The sequence below is a fragment of the Bordetella sp. N genome (assembly GCF_001433395.1).
GTDB lineage: Bacteria > Pseudomonadota > Gammaproteobacteria > Burkholderiales > Burkholderiaceae_B > Bordetella_C.
The window spans coordinates 6,389,828-6,405,660 of the sequence record NZ_CP013111.1 but is presented as its reverse complement, the minus strand read 5'-3'; the positions used below and the strand labels follow the sequence as shown (position 1 = coordinate 6,405,660).

The window sequence follows — 15,833 nt, the reverse complement described above, 5'->3', positions numbered from 1 at the left end:
GGAGGCCAGCGGCCTCCCCTCCCCTCATGGGATGAGGGAGCTTGCGGAACCGCAGCCCGCGCGGCCCGGGCCGGGGCCGGGCGTCCTAGCGGACCACCTGCCAGCGGTCCTGGGTGCCCGGGTAGATCACGCCGTACTTTTCTATCGCGGCGGGGTCGAATTTGAAGCCCAGGCCGGGTTCACGGGGCAGCAGCACCTGGCCGTCACGCGCCTGGAGCTGACGGTCGATCAGCCGGCGGAAGTTGACGATGTGGTCGTCAGGCATCCATTCGACATACGTGCAGTTGGGCGAACTGGCCACCAGATGCGCATGGACGTCGTGCCAGGCATGCGGCGCGACGGTAACGCCATGGCTGTCGGCCGTGGCCACGATGCGGCGGAATTCGGTGATGCCGCCACACACGGTGGCGTCGGTCTGCAGCAAGGTGCTGGCCTCACGCGCCAGCAGATCCTTGAAGCGCCACCGCCCAGCCTCGATTTCACCAGTGGCCACGGTCACGGGCGTGGCCCGTGCCAGCCGCACATGGTTGTCGATGTCATCAGGAGAAAACGGCTCCTCGATCCAGAACGGCTGATACGGCTCGAAGGCGCGCATGTATTCCAGCGCCGTGGGCAAATCCCGCCACGCATTATTGGCATCCAGCATCAGCCGCACGTCATCGCCGATGGCCTCGCGCACCGCCGCGATCCGCTTGCGCTCACCCGCCACGCTCTCCAGCCCGACCTTCATCTTGACGGCCCGGAAGCCATCCTTGACGTGACCCGCCATTTCCGCGGCCAGCTTGTCCGGCGTCTTGCCCGGCAGGTAATAGCCGCCGCTGGCATAAGCGGGCACGCGATCGTCCACCGTGGCGCCCAGGTACTGATACAGCGGCAAACCGGCGCTGCGCGCATTCAAGTCCCACAAGGCAATGTCGATGGCCGACAGCGCGCGGATCACGCCGCCCGCGCGGCCCAGCAGCAAGGCCTCCTGATACATGTCGCGCCACAAGCCCTCCACCCGCAGCGATTCCTGCCCGACCAGACGCGGCGCCAGCAGATCGGTCACGGCCACCGACAACAGGCGGCCGGCGCTGTTGACCGCATAGCAATAGCCCAGGCCCTCATGCCCATCGGTGCTGCGCACGCGCACCAGGCAGTATTCGCGCGCGGTGACCTGACGCGTGGAGAAAGTGACAGGGTTGTCCAGCGGAACGCGGGCAATGCAGACGGAAACGGATTCAATGGTAGGCATGAGGGAAAGGACTCCGATGTGGCTGAAACAGATGCGGTGAAAACTGGCGCGCGACGCGTTCCATTGCGGACGCCGCAAGGCGATCCGGCACGCAAAGCAGGGAACGCCCGGACAACGTTCAATCGAACTTGATATTGGCCTCCTGGATCACCTTGGTCCATTTGGTCTTCTCGGTATCGATCAATTGCTGGAACTGCACCGGCGTTTCGTCGAGCGTCGTCAGCCCCAGCTCGGTCAGGCGCTGCCGCACCCCAGGCTCCTGCAGCACGCGCGAGATTTCCTTGTGCAGGAAGGCCACGGTCTGCGGCGGCGTGCCGGCCGGCGCGATGATGCCGAACCACACATTGGCCTCGTAGCCCGGCACCCCGGATTCGGCCAGGGTGGGCACGTTGGGCAACTGGGGCAGCCGCTGCGCCGAGGTCACGCCCAGGGCCTTCAACTTATGGTCTTTGATAAAGGGCAGGCTTTGCGTCGGCGTGGCGAAGATCAAGGGGATCAGGCCGCCGATGACATCGGTCTGCGCCGGCGCGCCGCCCTTGTAAGGAATGTGATTCATGCGGATGCCGGCCATCTGGTCCAGCAACTCCAGCGAGATGTGCTGCGTGGACCCCTGCCCCGGCGTGCCGAAGTCGATGCCCTTCTGCTGCGTCTTCGCCAACGCGATCAGGTCATGCACGTTGTCAGGGCCGAACTTGGGATTGGCGACCAGCACGAAAGGCGTGTCCGCGATCAGGGACACCGGCGCGAAGTCCTTCAGCGTGTAGCTGAGGTTGGGATACAGCAGCGTGTTGGTGACGTGGGACGAAATCACCAGCATCAGCGTGTAGCCGTCCGGTGTGGCCCGCTTCAGCTCACCGGTGGCGATGGTGCTGTTGGCGCCCGGCTTGTTCTCCACGATGACCGGCTGCGGCCAGCGCTTGCTCAGCTCGGCGGCGACCATGCGGGCAACGGTATCGTTGGACCCGCCCGGCGCCATGCCGACCATCAGGCGTACGGGTTTATCGGGAAAATCGGCGGCTTGCGCCACCGTCGTGCTTGCGACCATGGTGGTGGCGGCAAGCAGCACACCAACACTGAGTCCGGCCAGGACGCGGCCGGCCCGCCGGCGCGCGCCGGCAAACGGGGGATGGTACATGCGGGTCTCCTCGCAGGGTTTTTATGTCGTTGTCCCTGCATCCTAGACCCGCGCATCAAGCCGATGAATGGATAATTTGACTGATTGAATCGAGAAAATCGATCAATCCCCGGCTTTCCCCGGCACCCCCAGTTACCGCATCTGCAGAATGATTACCTCGCTGCTGGCCGGATCCGTCCGCTTGCGCAGATCCTTCACCGCGTCCTGCGTCACCGCCCCGCCCTGGTTGCCCCAAGCCGTCCGCACGAAGGTCAGCACGTCGGCGATTTCCTTGTCGGTCATCTGGCCCCGGAACGGCGGCATGCGATACGCGTCCGGCATGCCGTTCGCCACGATGCGGCCCGACCCATTCAAGGTGACGTTGATGCTCGAGGCGTTTTCCTTGCTCATGGACGACGCGGCCCCCGCCAGCGGTGGAATCCATGGCGCCTGGCCGCGGCCTTCCGCGCCGTGACAGGCGGCGCAACGCGCGGCGAAAGTCTGCGCGCCGGGGATCTTCACGCGCTGGTCCAGCGCCAGCGCCTGGTTCGACGTCGCGTCGTATTTCCACGGCGGTCCATCGCGTTCAGGCGAACCCGGCAGCGACTTCAGGTAATGCGCGATCGCTTTCAGGTCCTCGTCCGACATGTACTGCGTCGAGTTGTTGATCACGTCGGTCATCGAGCCGAACACCACGGCGTGCTGGTTGCGGCCGGTCTTCAGGAACTGATAGACGTCGGCTTCGCTCCAGCGGCCCAGGCCGGTGTTGGGATCGTTGCGCAGGCTGGGCGCATACCAGCCGTCCAGCAGCGCGCCGGCCAGGTAGAGCGGGCTGCTTTCATCGTACGTTTTCTCGTTGAAGGCGACGCCGCGCGCCGTATGGCAGCTGCCGCAGTGCCCGGCGCTCTGCACCAGATAGGCGCCGCGATTCCACAAGGTGCCCTTGTCGTCGACCGCCTGCGCGGAAGCAGACGCAGACGCCGGTTGCGGCTTGGGCTGATACGTCCCGGACGGCGCGAACACCAGGTTCCACAGCGCCAGCGGCCAGCGCATGTTCAAGGGCCAGTCGATGCCGTTGGCGCGGTTTTCCTGACGCGCCGGCTGCACGGCGTGCATGAAGTAGGCATAGAGCGCCCGAATGTCGTCATCGCTCATCTTCACATACGACGGATAAGGCATGGCCGGATACAGCCGGTGCCCGTCGCGCGCCACGCCATGGCGCATCGCCCGGTCGAACTCCGCCAGGCTGTAGGCCCCTATGCCCGTGGTCTTGTCCGGAGTGATGTTGGTCGTGTAGATCGTCCCCATCGGCGTGGCCATCGCCAGGCCGCCGCTGAACGGCGGCTTGTCCGGCACGCTATGACAGGCCACGCAATCGCTGGCCCGCGCCACGTACTCGCCCTGTTTGATCAGTTGCGGCGACGACGTGTCGAGCTGGGGTTTGTCCGCTGAGCCGCCAGGATCGAATGCCGACCCCGGCGTATGCGTCACGAAGGCGAAGGTCCCGACCACGATTACTACGAGTATGCCCACCAACGTGGCCAGCACGCGTCCAAACCGGCGTTTCTGCATTTGTATTGCCATCCCTGGAAAATATCGCCGCCAGGGCATCCCCTTGGGTTGCCCTGGCCCCTGGTGTCGAAGGAATCAAGCCTTGAAGGTCAGCTTCGACAGCGGCATGGTGCGCACGCGCTGTCCCGTCAACGTCGACACCGCATTGGCAACGGCCGGCGGGATGGCCGGCAACGGCGGCTCGCCTATGCCCCCCATCTTCTCGCCGCTTTCGACGATGCGCACGTGCACGCGCGCCATGCGGTTGGGCGGCAGGATGGGGTACATATCGTAGTTGCGCGCCAGCGGCTTGCCGTGTTCATAGACGGCCTGCTCCAGCAGCACCTGCGACAGCCCCAGGGCGACAGCGCCGTTGACCTGATGCTCGACGATCGCCGGGTTCACGATGGAGCCCGGATCGATGGCCTCCCAGATCTCATGCACCACCACCTGCCCTTCCTTGTCGATGGACACTTCCGCGATCGCCGCGGCCTGAGTGCCGAAAGGCGATGCCATCGCCACGCCACGCGCGCGCCGCGTGCCGTCCGCGGCCGTGTAGGGGCCGCGCTTCCAGCCGCCGGACAACTCGCCCACGGCCTGCAACAGCTTGGTGAGACGCGCATTGCCTTCGAGCAACTTCAGGCGCAGGGCATAGGGATCCTGGCCTCCCTTGTCGGCGACCTCATCCAGGAAGGCTTCATAGAAGAAGTCATTCATGGAATTACCCACCGAGCGCCAGTAACCCAGCATCATCGGCGTCTTCACATAGCGCTGCGCGATGCGCTTGTTCGGTATGGCGTAGGCTTTGCCGGCCAGGCCCTCTACCGAGCCCGGATCAAGCTTGTCGGCCTTCTTGTTGGCGATGCCTTCGGTGGGGCCCTCGGTGGCGCTGATGGCCTCGATGGCCACCGGGATGCCATTGGCATCCAGCGCGGCGCGGAACTGTACCACCGCCATGGGGCGGCACACATCGCGCAGGAATTCTTCCTCGCGGCTCCAGATCACCTTGACGGGCTGCCCCACCGCCTTGGCGAGCTCGATGGCCTGCGGGAAAGGATTGGCGGTGTTGTACAGAAAGTGGCGGCCGAAGAATCCGCCCAGCATGGGCGAATGCAGCGTGATCTGTTTGGCCTGCAGGCCGGTGCGCTTGACGATGTCGGCCAGGAAGATGTCCTGCGCCTGATTGGGTGCCCACACTTCAAGCGAGCCATCCGGATTGAAACGCGCCAGAGCCGACGGCGGCTCCAGCTGCGCGTGCCACAGATACTGGCTGTCGTAGGTCGCGCTGACGACGGTCTTGGCGTTCTTGATGGCGTCGGTGATGTTGCCTTCGTTCTCCGCGTCGATGCCCGGGCTGCTCTCGCCGGCCAGGGTGTCGCGGAACGCGGCTGTCGAAAAGTCCGCGGGCATCACGCGCAAAGGCGTGTCCGCCGCGGCTTCCCGCCACTCGACCTGCGCGGCTTCCACGGCACGCTTGGCATCCCACCAGCGCAGCGCCACCACCGCCACAGCGCCCGGCAAGCGGTGCACGGAATGCACGCCGGGCATGGCCTTCACCTGGTCCTCATTACGCAGACCGCCTACCGTCATGCCTAGTCGCGGCGCATGTTGCACGGCCGCGTGCAACATGCCGTCGACACGCATGTCGATGGTGTATAGCGCCTTGCCCGTGGACTTGTCATGCACGTCCAGTCTTTCGACCGGCTTGCCTATCCAGCGGAATTGCGCGGGATCCCGCAGCTTCACGCTGCCGGGATCGGGCACGGGCAGATCCATGGCCGCGCCCGCCAGTTCGCCATAGGCAAGGGTGCGGCCGGAGGCCGTGTGCACGACACGGCCCGGCTGCGTGGTCAGCTCACCCGCCGGGATATCCCAACGATTGGCGGCGGCCTGCAGCAGCATCGCGCGGGCCAGCGCGCCCAGCCGCCGCATGTTCGCGTAGCCGAAGCGGACGGATGAACTGCCGCCGGTAATGCGCCGGCCGCTGTCCATGACGACGTAGTCGCTGCCAGGGGGCGCGCTTTCCACGATGAAGGTGGCGGGATCGGCATCCAGTTCCTCGCCGACGATCTGCGCCATGGCGGTGTAGATGCCCTGCCCGCCCTCGACGAAAGCGCTTTGCAGACGGATGGTGTTATCCGGACGGATTTCCAGGAAGGCGGGAACCTTGGTCGCCTTGGCGGGCGCCGCAGCCGCGGCTTGCGCGCGCGCCGTGCCCGCGGGCAGGCCGATGCCGAGCACGAAAGCGCCAGCGGCGGTGCCGGCCGAAGCCAACAGAAAACGGCGGCGCGAGATATTGCTGGGCTGCGCCGTTGCAAACGCGTCATCCGTAGCGGTGGGGGCAGCGGGTGTAGAGGATAGGTTATCCATCAGACGGCCCCCTCGTTGCTGGCGGCAAGCATCGCGTCGATGCCTGCCTCCGCGCTGGCCGTCTTGGCGGGTGCCGTGGCGGCAATGTCGTGCACCGCGGCGTTGATCGCGTTGTACGTGCCGCAACGACAGAGATTGATCATGGCGGCCGCGATCTCTTCGTTCGAAGGATTCGGAACCTGCTTGATCAGCGCCGTCGCGGCCATGACCTGGCCGGACTGGCAGTAGCCGCATTGCGGCACCTGGTGCTTGATCCAGGCGGCGACGACACGCTTGCCGACGCTATCGTCCTCGATCGCTTCGATGGTGGTGATGTGCTTGCCCGCCATGCCGTCGACGGGCGTCACACAGGACCGCATCGCCACCCCATCGACCATCACCGTACAGGCGCCGCATTGCGCCAGTCCACAGCCGTATTTGGTGCCGGTCATGCCCAGCTCGTCGCGAATCACCCATAGCAATGGTGTATCGGGGCTGGACTGGACGCTGTGCGTCTTGCCGTTGATTTCTAGTTCCATGGCGTTCCCTCTTTGCCGAGAGGACGGGCCAGCCCAGGGCACAAAGCCGCCGGCCGCGCACCGCCGATCGAGGCAACTCTAGCATGGGAATCACTGCCGCACGCGAATCAAACCAGTGCGATGTAACCGTGGCGTGACCTCGTTATATACGCACAAATATATCGACGGGCACGAGACGCGCACTGCGGCGCCGTGCGTTCAGGAACCATTCAAATTCTTGCGAGACACAAGGCGACGCGTGCCCGACGCAAACCTGCGTGGCACTGTTTTTTGGGAGTAGCCGTCATGACGACGAACATCACGGGCTGCACGCCCACGCATCCTTCTGCCCAGACGCCCACGGTCGTCACGGACGAGCGCGGTTACGAACGCCTGGCCGACGAATCATCAAAGCGCGATTCGCTTATGACCGAATTCAAGCCGCATCTGCGTATGCGGCGCGCTGAAGCCAAGGAGCTCGCCCAGGGCCAGATCATTTACACGCATTACATCAGCAGCGACGAGCACGAGCCGCCGGAAAACATCCAGGAAATGCAACGGACACGATTTGCTTCGCCGGCCGAGGCAGAAGCTGCCCTGGATAAGCTCGATGGCATCGTGTCATTCTTCGCGCCCGCCCAAGCGCGAGCCTTCATAGAGACCGTCAGACAGTTCGCGGAGCACGCGGGCCAAAACATGCGCAGCGTCCGCATCTCGGTGACGATGGGAATGAACTTCACGGGGATCGACGGCATCGCGCCGGACGCCGCCGACCGGCTCGTCGCCGAACGCATGAGAGAAGCCCTGAAAGAAAAAAGACCCGATCTGCTGGTGGAGACGCGGGTCATTCCTACAACATCCAACCGGGCGGTGGTGCTCAGATGGGAAGCCTTCGACGGGCCGGCCAGCACCAACGCCACTCTGGCGCGGCACCTGGCCCGGCACACCGAGTTCTGACAGGCCCCCGTTTCTTTATCTCATCACGTAGCCCGACCCTTAACGCACCAGGCAGGGCCGCTTGTTATCGAACTTCCAGCCCGGCACCAGGAACTGCATGGCCGTCGCGTCGTCGCGCGCGCCCAGGGCGTATTGCAGGTACAACTGGTGCGCCTGTTCCACGGCGTCCATGTCCAGTTCGATACCCAGGCCGCCCCGCGTCGGCAGCTGGATATAGCCGCCTTCGATACGCAAGGGATTGCGCGTCAGGTGCTGGCCATCCTGCCAGATCCAATGCGTGTCGATCGCCGTGACGCGTCCCGGTGCCGCGGCGCCGACGTGCGTGAACATGGCCAGCGACACATCGAAGTGATTGTTGGAATGCGAACCCCAGGTCAGGCCGAAGGCCTGGCAGGTCTGAGCCACGCGCACCGACCCTTGCAGGGTCCAGAAGTGCGGATCGGCCAGCGGGATGTCCACCGACTGCAGGGACAAGGCATGGGCCATCTCGCGCCAATCCGTGGCCACCATATTGGTCGCCGTCGGCAGGCCGGTGGCGCGGCGGAATTCCGCCATGACTTCGCGGCCGGAGTACACGCCCTCGGCGCCGCAGGGATCTTCGGCATAGGCCAGCACGCCATGCAGGTCGCGGCACAGGCGCACGGCGTCCTGCAGCAGCCAGCCGCCGTTGGGATCCAGCGTGATGCGCGCGCGGGGGAAGCGCTCATGCAGCGCGCGGATGGCTTCGACTTCTTCGTCGCCGCTCAGCACGCCGCCCTTCAGCTTGAAATCCTCGAAGCCGTAGCGCGCGTACGCCGCCTCGGCCAGCTTGACGATGGCCTGCGGCGTCAACGCTTCTTCGTGACGCAGGCGCAGCCAGTCGTCCTGCTCTTCCGGCGCGGTCTGGTAAGGCAGATTGGTCTTGCGGCGGTCTCCCACGTAGAACAGATAGCCCAGCATCTGCACCGAGGTCCGCTGCACGCCCTCGCCCAGCAGCGCCGCCACCGGCACGTCCAGGAACTGGCCCAGCAGGTCCAGCAGCGCCGACTCGGCGGCGGTCACCGCGTGGATGGTCACGCGCAGGTCGAACGTCTGCTGGCCACGGCCGGCGGCATCGCGGCTGCTGAACTGGCGCCGCATATCGTTCAACACCGCCTGGTAATCGCCCAGGGGGCGCCCCATCAGCAGCGGCCGCGCGTCTTCCAGGGTGGCGCGGATCTTCTCGCCACCGGGCACTTCACCCACGCCCTGGCGGCCCGAGCTGTCGGTCAGGATCAGCAGGTTGCGCGTGAAGAAAGGGGCATGCGCGCCGCTCAGGTTGAGCAGCATGGAATCGTGGCCGGCCACGGGCACGACGCGCACATCGGTGATGACGGGCGTGCGGCCCGGGGGTTCGTGGGGGGAGCAAGAAGACATAGTCGGATTCCAACTGCTGGGCCGGCCGCCTGCGCGGCCGATGTTCTGGAAAGGACAGCTGCCGATCCGGGGTCCGGCAGCGGCAGTGTCCGGCTTACTGCATCAAGGTTTACTGCAAAGTGATGTGTCCCGTCTCGATGACCTGCTTCCAGCGGGCGCTTTCCTTGGCCTGGAACTGGGCGAAATCATCCGGCGAGCTGGCGACCACTTCCAGGCCGACGTCGGTGAAAGGCTTGCTGACGGCGGGGTCCTTGACCGCGTCGATCAGGGCGTCGCTGATCTGCTTCTTCAGGTCGGCCGGCAGCCCCTTGGGCCCGACGATGGCCTGCCATGCATAGACTTCCAGTCCGGGCATCTTCAGTTCATCGAACGTGGGCACGTCGGGCAGCACGGCCGCCCGCTTGGTACCCGTGATGGCGATCGCCTTCAGCTTGCCGGCCTTGATGTGCGCCAGCACCGCATTGAGGTTCTGGAAGGACATGTCGACCTGGCCGCCCAGCAGATCCGAGATGGCCGGCGCGCCGCCCTTGTATGGCACATGCAGGCCCTTGGTGCCGGTCTTCTGCCAGAACAGCTCGGCGGTGAGGTGGTCCGAAGACCCCGCGCCCGACGTCGCGAAACTGATCTCGCCCGGCTTGGCCTTGAGCAGGGCCAGCACGTCCTGGATCGAATTGATCTTGGGCGCCAGCTTGGGGCTGACCACCAGCACATTAGGCGTCTGCACGGCTACGCTCAGATAGGTGAAGTCCTTGTCCGGGTTGTACGGGATGGCGGGCATCAGATGCTGGGCCACCACCAGAGGCGCCAGCGAGGACACCATCAGCGTGTAGCCGTCCGGGGCCGAACGCGCCACGAAGGACGCGCCGATGGTGCCGGTGGCGCCGGCCTTGTTCTCGATGACGAAGGACTGCTTGAACTTGTCGCCCAGCTTGTTGAACACGGCCCGTGCCACCGCGTCGGTGGCGCCGCCCGGCGGGAAGGGAACGATGACGTTCACGGTCTTCTCGGGCCAGGCCGCGTGCGCGGCCGTGGACAAAACGGCTGCGGCACAAAGCCCCAGCGCGAGCATGCATTTGTATGCTTTGGACTTCATCTTCGTTGTCTCCTGGATAGGTCTTTTAATTTGAGTGCCGCTGGTCGCGTGTCGGCGCGCCTTCGGGGGCTCCGCGCGTCGCTCATGGGCGATGCCGGCCGCTCCCGTCTGGTTCTTGTTGAACGTGATGTTAACGTTAACATGCGGGACTTGGCGTAGTATTGACCGTCTTTAGCCAGAAATACACCAGGGAATACCCTTACATGAGCGCTCGTGCCGATCAGACCGGCCTCACCGTCCGCCAGCAGGACAAGGGCGGCGTCACGCTGCGGGAAGTGGCCCGCGCCGCCAATGTGTCGATGATTACCGTCTCGCGCGCCATCAATAACCCGCAGCAGGTGTCCCCCCTCACCCTGGAGAAGGTCAACGCGGCGATCCAGGCCCTGGGCTACGTGCCCAATCTCATGGCCGGCGGCCTGCGTTCGGCGCGCAGCTATCTGGTGATGGCCCTGGTGCCGACCATAACTGGCTCGCTGTTCGGCGGCATGCTGCAGGCGTTGACCGAATCGCTGGAGGCCAAGGGTTATCAGTTGATGGTGGGCCAGATCGGCTATGAGCAGGCGGACGAGAAATCGCGTGAAGACGCGCTGCTGCGCGCCATCATCGGGCGGCGGCCGGACGGCATCGTGCTCACGGGCATCATGCACTCGGCGCAGGGCCGCCAGCTGCTGAAGTCTTCCGGCATCCCCGTGGTGGAAACCTGGGACAGCACGCCCACGCCCATCGACATGCTGCTCAGCCTGTCGCACGATGCCATCGGCCGCGCCGTCTGCGACTATCTGCACGCCGCCGGCAAGACGCGCTGCGCCATCCTGTCCGGCGATGACGAACGCGCCCAGCGCCGCGCTGAAGGCTACCGGATGCGCGCCCGCGAATTGGGCTTGCCGGCGCCCCTGGTACACCTGGTGCCGGCGCCGACCACGCATGCCGATGGCCGTGCCGGCCTGGCCGCGATATTGGCTCAGGATCCGGCCATACAAGCCGTGTTCTGCACGTCGGACATGATGGCCATCGGGGTGATCACGGAAGCATCGGCGCGCGGCCTGTCGCTGCCCGATCAACTGGCCGTGATGGGCTTCGGCGACACCGGCATCGCCGCGTCGATGACACCCAGCCTGACCACCGTGCGTGTGGATGGCGCCGCCATCGGCGCGACGGCGGCCGAGATGATCGCCGCGCGCGCCACGGGTCACGCGCCGGCGCAGGCGGTGGTGGATATCGGCTTTACGATCGTGCGGCGCGATAGCGCCTGACAAGGAGGAGACCAGCATGAAGGCGGCGTATTACGAAACACGAGGTCCGGCACGTACTGTCCTGCGCGTGGGCGACATTCCCGCGGAAGAGCCTGGTCCCGGCATGCTGCGTGTCCGCATCGCGGCGTCGGGCATCAATCCGTCCGACGTGAAGACGCGCAGCGGCAACAGTCCCAGGCCGCAGCCGTGGCCGCGCGTCGTGCCGCATCACGATGGCGCCGGCACGGTCGACACAGTGGGCGCCGGTGTGGACCCGCGGCGGGTCGGCCAACGGGTGTGGCTGTATGAATGCCAGATCGATCGCGCCGGCGGCACCGCCAGCGAGTTCGTGACGGTCCCCGAAGGGTTGGCCGTGGCCTTGCCGGACAACGTGTCCTTCGATGTGGGCGCGTCCCTGGGCGTGCCGGCCCTGACCGCGTGGTTCTGCGCCGACCGCGCCGGCGCCGCGCCTGGCCGCAACGTGCTGGTGCATGGCGCCGTCGGCGCCGTCGGTTTCTATGCCGCGCAAATGGCGCGTCTGCGCGGCGCCCGCGTGCTGGGCACGGTGTCCAACGAAGAGCAGGCTGCCGTGGCCAAGGCCGCCGGCATCGAGACCGTGTTGCGCGGCGAGGGCCTGGTGGCACGGGCGCGCGCGTGGCTGGCGGCGACGGGCAATGACGCGGCCCAGCCCGGTTTCGACGGCACCATCGACCTGGACTTCGCCGCGAACCTGGCGGCCAATGTGGAGCTGGCCGCGGTGAATGGCCGCGTGTCGGTCTACGCGTCCGATACGAATCTGGAACCCGCCGTGCCGGTACGCGCCCTGATGCGCCGCAATCTGCAGGTGGCCTTCCTGTTGCTCTACACCCTGCCCCTGAAGGAAAAGCGCCGCGCCATCAGCGACCTTACCGGCTGGCTGACCCGGGAGGCACTCCGCCATCCCGCCGTTCATCCCTACCCCCTGGAAGATATCGCTTCCGCGCACGAGGCGGTGGAATCTCGACGGCATGTCGGCAAGGTGGTGGTCAGGATCTAGAGGATCGAAGCTGGATGGCCCTCAAGGTTGCCGGCGCGCAACGCACTGCATGCGAGGCGAACGCCCCCTGCGTCACCATTGATTACGCTCAACAGAGGGCCATACGCCGTGGCCAAGGCGGCTATTGCGCGTCGAAGGGCTTGCTTAGTTGCACCGCAGCATAAATAATTAGCGGGCTCGCTCCCCTCTCCGATGGAGGTCATATGACCCAGGAAGGTAAGACCGCAACAGCCAGCCCGCGTCCGGCACGCACGCCAGTCAACCTGTCGCTGGCCCTGCAGGGGGGAGGCGCGCATGGCGCTTTCACCTGGGGGGTGCTGGACCGCCTGCTCGAAGAGCCCTGGCTGCACTTCGACGGCATCTCCGGCACGTCGGCCGGCGCCATGAACGCCGCGGTGCTGATCGACGGCTACGCGCGTGGCGGCGCCGAAGCCGCGCGCGAGGCCCTGTCGGCCTTCTGGCGCCGCGTTGCCGACGCGGCCGCCTTCAGTCCCTTCCGGCGCAGTCCGCTGGACGTGATCCTGGGGCGCTGGACTTTGGACAACTCACCGCTATTCGTCGCCGCGGATCTGGCCGCGCGCATCTGGTCGCCCTATACGCTGAATCATGGCGGCGGCAATCCCCTGGCCGACATCCTGCAGACCAGCATCGATTTCGAAGCGCTGGCGCGCGCGCCCATCCAGCTGTTCGTCACCGCCACCAATGTGGAAACCGGGCGCGGCCGCATCTTCCGCAATGCCGAAGTGAACGCCGCGGTGCTGCTGGCGTCGGCTTGCCTGCCCACGCTCTTCCAGGCCGTGGAGATCGATGGCGTGCCTTATTGGGATGGGGGATATGCGGGCAACCCCACCATTTCGCCGCTGGTGCGCGAGTGCAGGTCGCGCGACACATTGCTGGTGCAGATCAATCCAGTCGCGCGGCCCGGCGCGCCACGCAGCGCGCGGGAGATCCTCAACCGCATCAACGAGATTTCCTTCAACGCCACGCTGCTCAAGGAGCTGCGCATGATCGCCATCCTGCGCCGGGTGGTCGACGCGGGCGACAGCGAAGGCGCGGAGTGGGCGGAAATGCGCCTGCACCGTATCGCCAGTGATCGCATGGCGGAGTTCGGCTCTTCGTCGAAGATGAATGCCGAGTGGCCATTCCTGTGTCTGCTGCGTGACGAAGGCCGTCTGGCGGCGGACGAGTTTCTGGAGTCGTATGGCGACGACCTGGGCCAGCGCTCATCCTTCGACGTGGCGGAATTGATCGCCGAAGTCTGAAGCACGTCACATACCGGGCGCACGCTATCGAATCACGTGCGCGGCCGCGACCAACGTCGCCCCTGACTGGAGAGCGTACCCATGGGCTTGCTTGGCATCATCTTCGCGCTCGGCCTGATGATCTGGCTGGCGTTTCGCGGGTGGAGCATCCTGCTGATCGCGCCGGCGGCGGCCTTGCTGGCCGCGGCCCTGGCTGGCGCGCCATTGCTGGCGAATTGGACCCAGATCTTCATGGGCAGCGCGGCCGGCTTCGTGGCGCAGTTCTTCCCGCTTTTCCTGTTGGGCGCCCTGTTCGGCAAATTGATGGACGACAGCGGGTCGGTCACCGCGATCGCCGACTGGATGACGCGGCGCCTGGGCACCGCGCGCGCGGTATTGGCGGTGGTTTTGGCGGGGGCGTTGCTGACGTATGGCGGCGTCAGTTTGTTTGTCGCGTTCTTCGTGCTCGCGCCGATGGCGCATGCCTTGTTCCGCGCCGCTGACATTCCTCCGCGCCTGATGCCGGCGACCATCGTGCTGGGCACGTCCACTTTCACCATGTCGGCCTTGCCCGGCACGCCGGCGATCCAGAACGCCATTCCCATGCCGTTCTTCGGCACCACGCCGTTCGCCGCGCCGGGATTGGGTGTGCTTGCCAGCGCCATTATTCTGATGTTCGGCTTGTGGTGGTTGAATCGATGCGTGGATGCGGCACGCGAACGAGGAGTGGGCTATGCCGCCGAGTTACGCGATGATGTCGGCACCGTGGCCGAGCGCCCGTTGATACGCGAGCGCGCCACCACCGCGCACGATTTCGATCCGGCCGAAGTGGGGCGGGGGCAGCGTAGTACACGGCCTCCCGGTGTGGGAGTGGCGGTGTTGCCCCTGGTTGTGGTGATCTGCTCCAATCTGCTGATGACCTTGCTGATTCTGCCCGCGATGCCGGCGGCGTATCTGGCTTACCCGGAATGGGGAGGCACCTCGATCTCCGCCCTGGGCGGCGTGTGGTCGGTGATCGTGGCGTTGTTGGCCGCGATTGTGTGTTTGGTGGCCTTGAATCTGCGGCGCCTGCCTCATCTGCGCGACACCATGGGCGCGGGCGCGCACGCGGCGGCCTTGCCGGTACTCAGCGTTGCCAGCCTGGTGGGTTTCGGCGCGGTGGTGGCGGGCTTGCCGGGCTTCGTCGTCGTACGGGATTGGGTGCTGTCATTGCAGGGCGGCCCTTTGGTATCGCTGGCCGTGGCCACCAATATCCTGTCGGCGTTGACGGGGTCGGCATCGGGCGGCTTGACCATCGCGCTCGATGCCTTGGGCGGTGAGTATTTGCAGCGCGCCATCAGCCTGGGTCTGGACCCGGCCGTCCTGCATCGCGTCGCGGTGATGAGCGCCGGCACGCTGGACACGCTGCCGCACAACGGCGCCGTCGTCACCCTGCTGGCCGTCTGCGGCGCCACGCACCGTCAGAGCTACGGCGGCATCGTCATGGTCGGCATCGTCGGCCCCTTGCTGGCCCTGGCCGTGGTCATCGCACTGGGAACGTGGTTCGGGTCGTTCTAAGGCTGGTTTCAGCGGATTTCATGATTCGCGGTTTTGCAATCGATTGAAATAAGCGGTGCTTGAGCGGGGCTTCCGCGCCGGGAAAGTGCGCAGATAATGAAATCGCACTGCACGCATTCATCCACGAATGCCAGTTCCAGGAAGGAGCATCGAATATGAAAACCATCGCCAAGATCGCCACGTCGGCTGGTATCGCGCTCATCGTCAGCATGGGCGCCATGACGGCCCCGGCTTCCGCTCGTACCAATGTGGACATCAGCATCGGTGTCGCCCCTCCCCCGCCGCGCGTGGAAGTCGTGCCCGCGCCGCGCCCCGGCTACGTCTGGGCGCCCGGCCACTGGGAGTGGCGCCATGACCGCTACGCCTGGGCCGGCGGCAACTGGCTGCGGGCACGTCCCGGCTACGCCTACCGCGCTCCCCAATGGCGCCAGGACCACGGCCGCTGGACCTACGCCCAATCACGCTGGGACCGTGACGGCGACGGCGTGCCCAACCGCTACGACCGCCATCCCGGCAACCCCAATCGCCGTTGATCGAAGGCTTACCGGCGCGCAAC

At 65.9% G+C, this 15,833-nt stretch carries 13 protein-coding genes; 6 read left to right on the top strand and 7 right to left on the bottom strand.

Annotated elements, in window-relative coordinates; genetic code table 11:
• Positions 1–85 precede the first annotated feature (85 nt).
• From ASB57_RS27690 to ASB57_RS27670, 5 genes are all read right to left on the bottom strand, one after another.
• Positions 86–1,234, bottom strand: coding sequence for a mandelate racemase/muconate lactonizing enzyme family protein (locus ASB57_RS27690; RefSeq protein ID WP_057655077.1), 1,149 nt, complete (start codon positions 1,232–1,234; stop codon positions 86–88).
• Between the two features lie 118 nt (positions 1,235–1,352).
• The gene (locus tag ASB57_RS27685; RefSeq protein ID WP_057655076.1) at positions 1,353–2,369 is read right to left on the bottom strand and encodes a tripartite tricarboxylate transporter substrate binding protein; all 1,017 of its coding nucleotides are present in this window, start codon (positions 2,367–2,369) and stop codon (positions 1,353–1,355) included.
• Positions 2,370–2,501: 132 nt separating this feature from the next.
• Positions 2,502–3,920 (bottom strand): cytochrome c, encoded by a 1,419-nt coding sequence (locus tag ASB57_RS27680; protein ID WP_057655075.1) that lies wholly within the window; start codon positions 3,918–3,920, stop codon positions 2,502–2,504.
• 75 nt (positions 3,921–3,995) lie between these two features.
• Positions 3,996–6,269, bottom strand: coding sequence for a xanthine dehydrogenase family protein molybdopterin-binding subunit (locus ASB57_RS27675; RefSeq protein ID WP_082621881.1), 2,274 nt, complete (start codon positions 6,267–6,269; stop codon positions 3,996–3,998).
• Positions 6,269–6,787, bottom strand: coding sequence for a (2Fe-2S)-binding protein (locus ASB57_RS27670; RefSeq protein ID WP_057655074.1), 519 nt, complete (start codon positions 6,785–6,787; stop codon positions 6,269–6,271). The genes ASB57_RS27675 and ASB57_RS27670 overlap by 1 nt, the downstream gene beginning before the upstream one ends.
• A gap of 285 nt (positions 6,788–7,072) precedes the next feature.
• Between ASB57_RS27670 and ASB57_RS27665 the strand changes: the two genes are divergently transcribed.
• On the top strand, positions 7,073–7,723 hold the full coding sequence (locus ASB57_RS27665; protein ID WP_057655073.1) for a hypothetical protein: 651 nt from the start codon (positions 7,073–7,075) through the stop codon (positions 7,721–7,723).
• Positions 7,724–7,762: 39 nt separating this feature from the next.
• Here the strand turns inward: ASB57_RS27665 and gudD are convergent, their stop codons facing one another.
• Positions 7,763–9,118 carry a glucarate dehydratase gene (gene gudD / locus ASB57_RS27660; protein ID WP_057655072.1) on the bottom strand — a complete coding sequence of 452 codons (1,356 nt, stop codon included), beginning with the start codon at positions 9,116–9,118 and terminating at the stop codon, positions 7,763–7,765.
• Positions 9,119–9,227: 109 nt separating this feature from the next.
• Complete coding sequence (locus ASB57_RS27655; RefSeq protein WP_156414287.1) at positions 9,228–10,211, bottom strand: tripartite tricarboxylate transporter substrate binding protein; 984 nt, start codon at positions 10,209–10,211, stop codon at positions 9,228–9,230.
• Between the two features lie 203 nt (positions 10,212–10,414).
• On the opposite strand from ASB57_RS27655, the gene ASB57_RS27650 reads away from it, so the two are divergent.
• From ASB57_RS27650 to ASB57_RS27630, 5 genes are all read left to right on the top strand, one after another.
• Positions 10,415–11,464, top strand: coding sequence for a LacI family DNA-binding transcriptional regulator (locus ASB57_RS27650; protein WP_057655071.1), 1,050 nt, complete (start codon positions 10,415–10,417; stop codon positions 11,462–11,464).
• 16 nt (positions 11,465–11,480) lie between these two features.
• A complete protein-coding gene (locus ASB57_RS27645) occupies positions 11,481–12,479 on the top strand; it encodes an NADPH:quinone reductase (protein WP_057655070.1) in 999 nt (332 codons plus the stop codon).
• Positions 12,480–12,682: 203 nt separating this feature from the next.
• On the top strand, positions 12,683–13,741 hold the full coding sequence (locus ASB57_RS27640) for a patatin-like phospholipase family protein (protein ID WP_057655069.1): 1,059 nt from the start codon (positions 12,683–12,685) through the stop codon (positions 13,739–13,741).
• A gap of 81 nt (positions 13,742–13,822) precedes the next feature.
• The gene (locus ASB57_RS27635; RefSeq protein WP_057655068.1) at positions 13,823–15,277 is read left to right on the top strand and encodes a GntP family permease; all 1,455 of its coding nucleotides are present in this window, start codon (positions 13,823–13,825) and stop codon (positions 15,275–15,277) included.
• A gap of 155 nt (positions 15,278–15,432) precedes the next feature.
• Positions 15,433–15,810: a YXWGXW repeat-containing protein gene (locus ASB57_RS27630; RefSeq protein WP_057655067.1), complete on the top strand. Its 378-nt coding sequence runs from the start codon at positions 15,433–15,435 to the stop codon at positions 15,808–15,810.
• The last annotated feature ends 23 nt before the right edge of the window (positions 15,811–15,833 follow it).

What these genes read in the sequence shown, in the direction of transcription:
- ASB57_RS27690 (WP_057655077.1), bottom strand. Translation starts at nt 1,234, where the DNA reads ATGCCTACCATTGAATCCGTTTCCGTCTGCATTGCCCGCGTTCCGCTG.
- ASB57_RS27685 (WP_057655076.1), bottom strand. Translation starts at nt 2,369, where the DNA reads ATGTACCATCCCCCGTTTGCCGGCGCGCGCCGGCGGGCCGGCCGCGTC.
- ASB57_RS27680 (WP_057655075.1), bottom strand. Translation starts at nt 3,920, where the DNA reads ATGCAGAAACGCCGGTTTGGACGCGTGCTGGCCACGTTGGTGGGCATA.
- ASB57_RS27675 (WP_082621881.1), bottom strand. Translation starts at nt 6,269, where the DNA reads ATGGATAACCTATCCTCTACACCCGCTGCCCCCACCGCTACGGATGAC.
- ASB57_RS27670 (WP_057655074.1), bottom strand. Translation starts at nt 6,787, where the DNA reads ATGGAACTAGAAATCAACGGCAAGACGCACAGCGTCCAGTCCAGCCCC.
- ASB57_RS27665 (WP_057655073.1), top strand. Translation starts at nt 7,073, where the DNA reads ATGACGACGAACATCACGGGCTGCACGCCCACGCATCCTTCTGCCCAG.
- gudD (WP_057655072.1), bottom strand. Translation starts at nt 9,118, where the DNA reads ATGTCTTCTTGCTCCCCCCACGAACCCCCGGGCCGCACGCCCGTCATC.
- ASB57_RS27655 (WP_156414287.1), bottom strand. Translation starts at nt 10,211, where the DNA reads ATGAAGTCCAAAGCATACAAATGCATGCTCGCGCTGGGGCTTTGTGCC.
- ASB57_RS27650 (WP_057655071.1), top strand. Translation starts at nt 10,415, where the DNA reads ATGAGCGCTCGTGCCGATCAGACCGGCCTCACCGTCCGCCAGCAGGAC.
- ASB57_RS27645 (WP_057655070.1), top strand. Translation starts at nt 11,481, where the DNA reads ATGAAGGCGGCGTATTACGAAACACGAGGTCCGGCACGTACTGTCCTG.
- ASB57_RS27640 (WP_057655069.1), top strand. Translation starts at nt 12,683, where the DNA reads ATGACCCAGGAAGGTAAGACCGCAACAGCCAGCCCGCGTCCGGCACGC.
- ASB57_RS27635 (WP_057655068.1), top strand. Translation starts at nt 13,823, where the DNA reads ATGGGCTTGCTTGGCATCATCTTCGCGCTCGGCCTGATGATCTGGCTG.
- ASB57_RS27630 (WP_057655067.1), top strand. Translation starts at nt 15,433, where the DNA reads ATGAAAACCATCGCCAAGATCGCCACGTCGGCTGGTATCGCGCTCATC.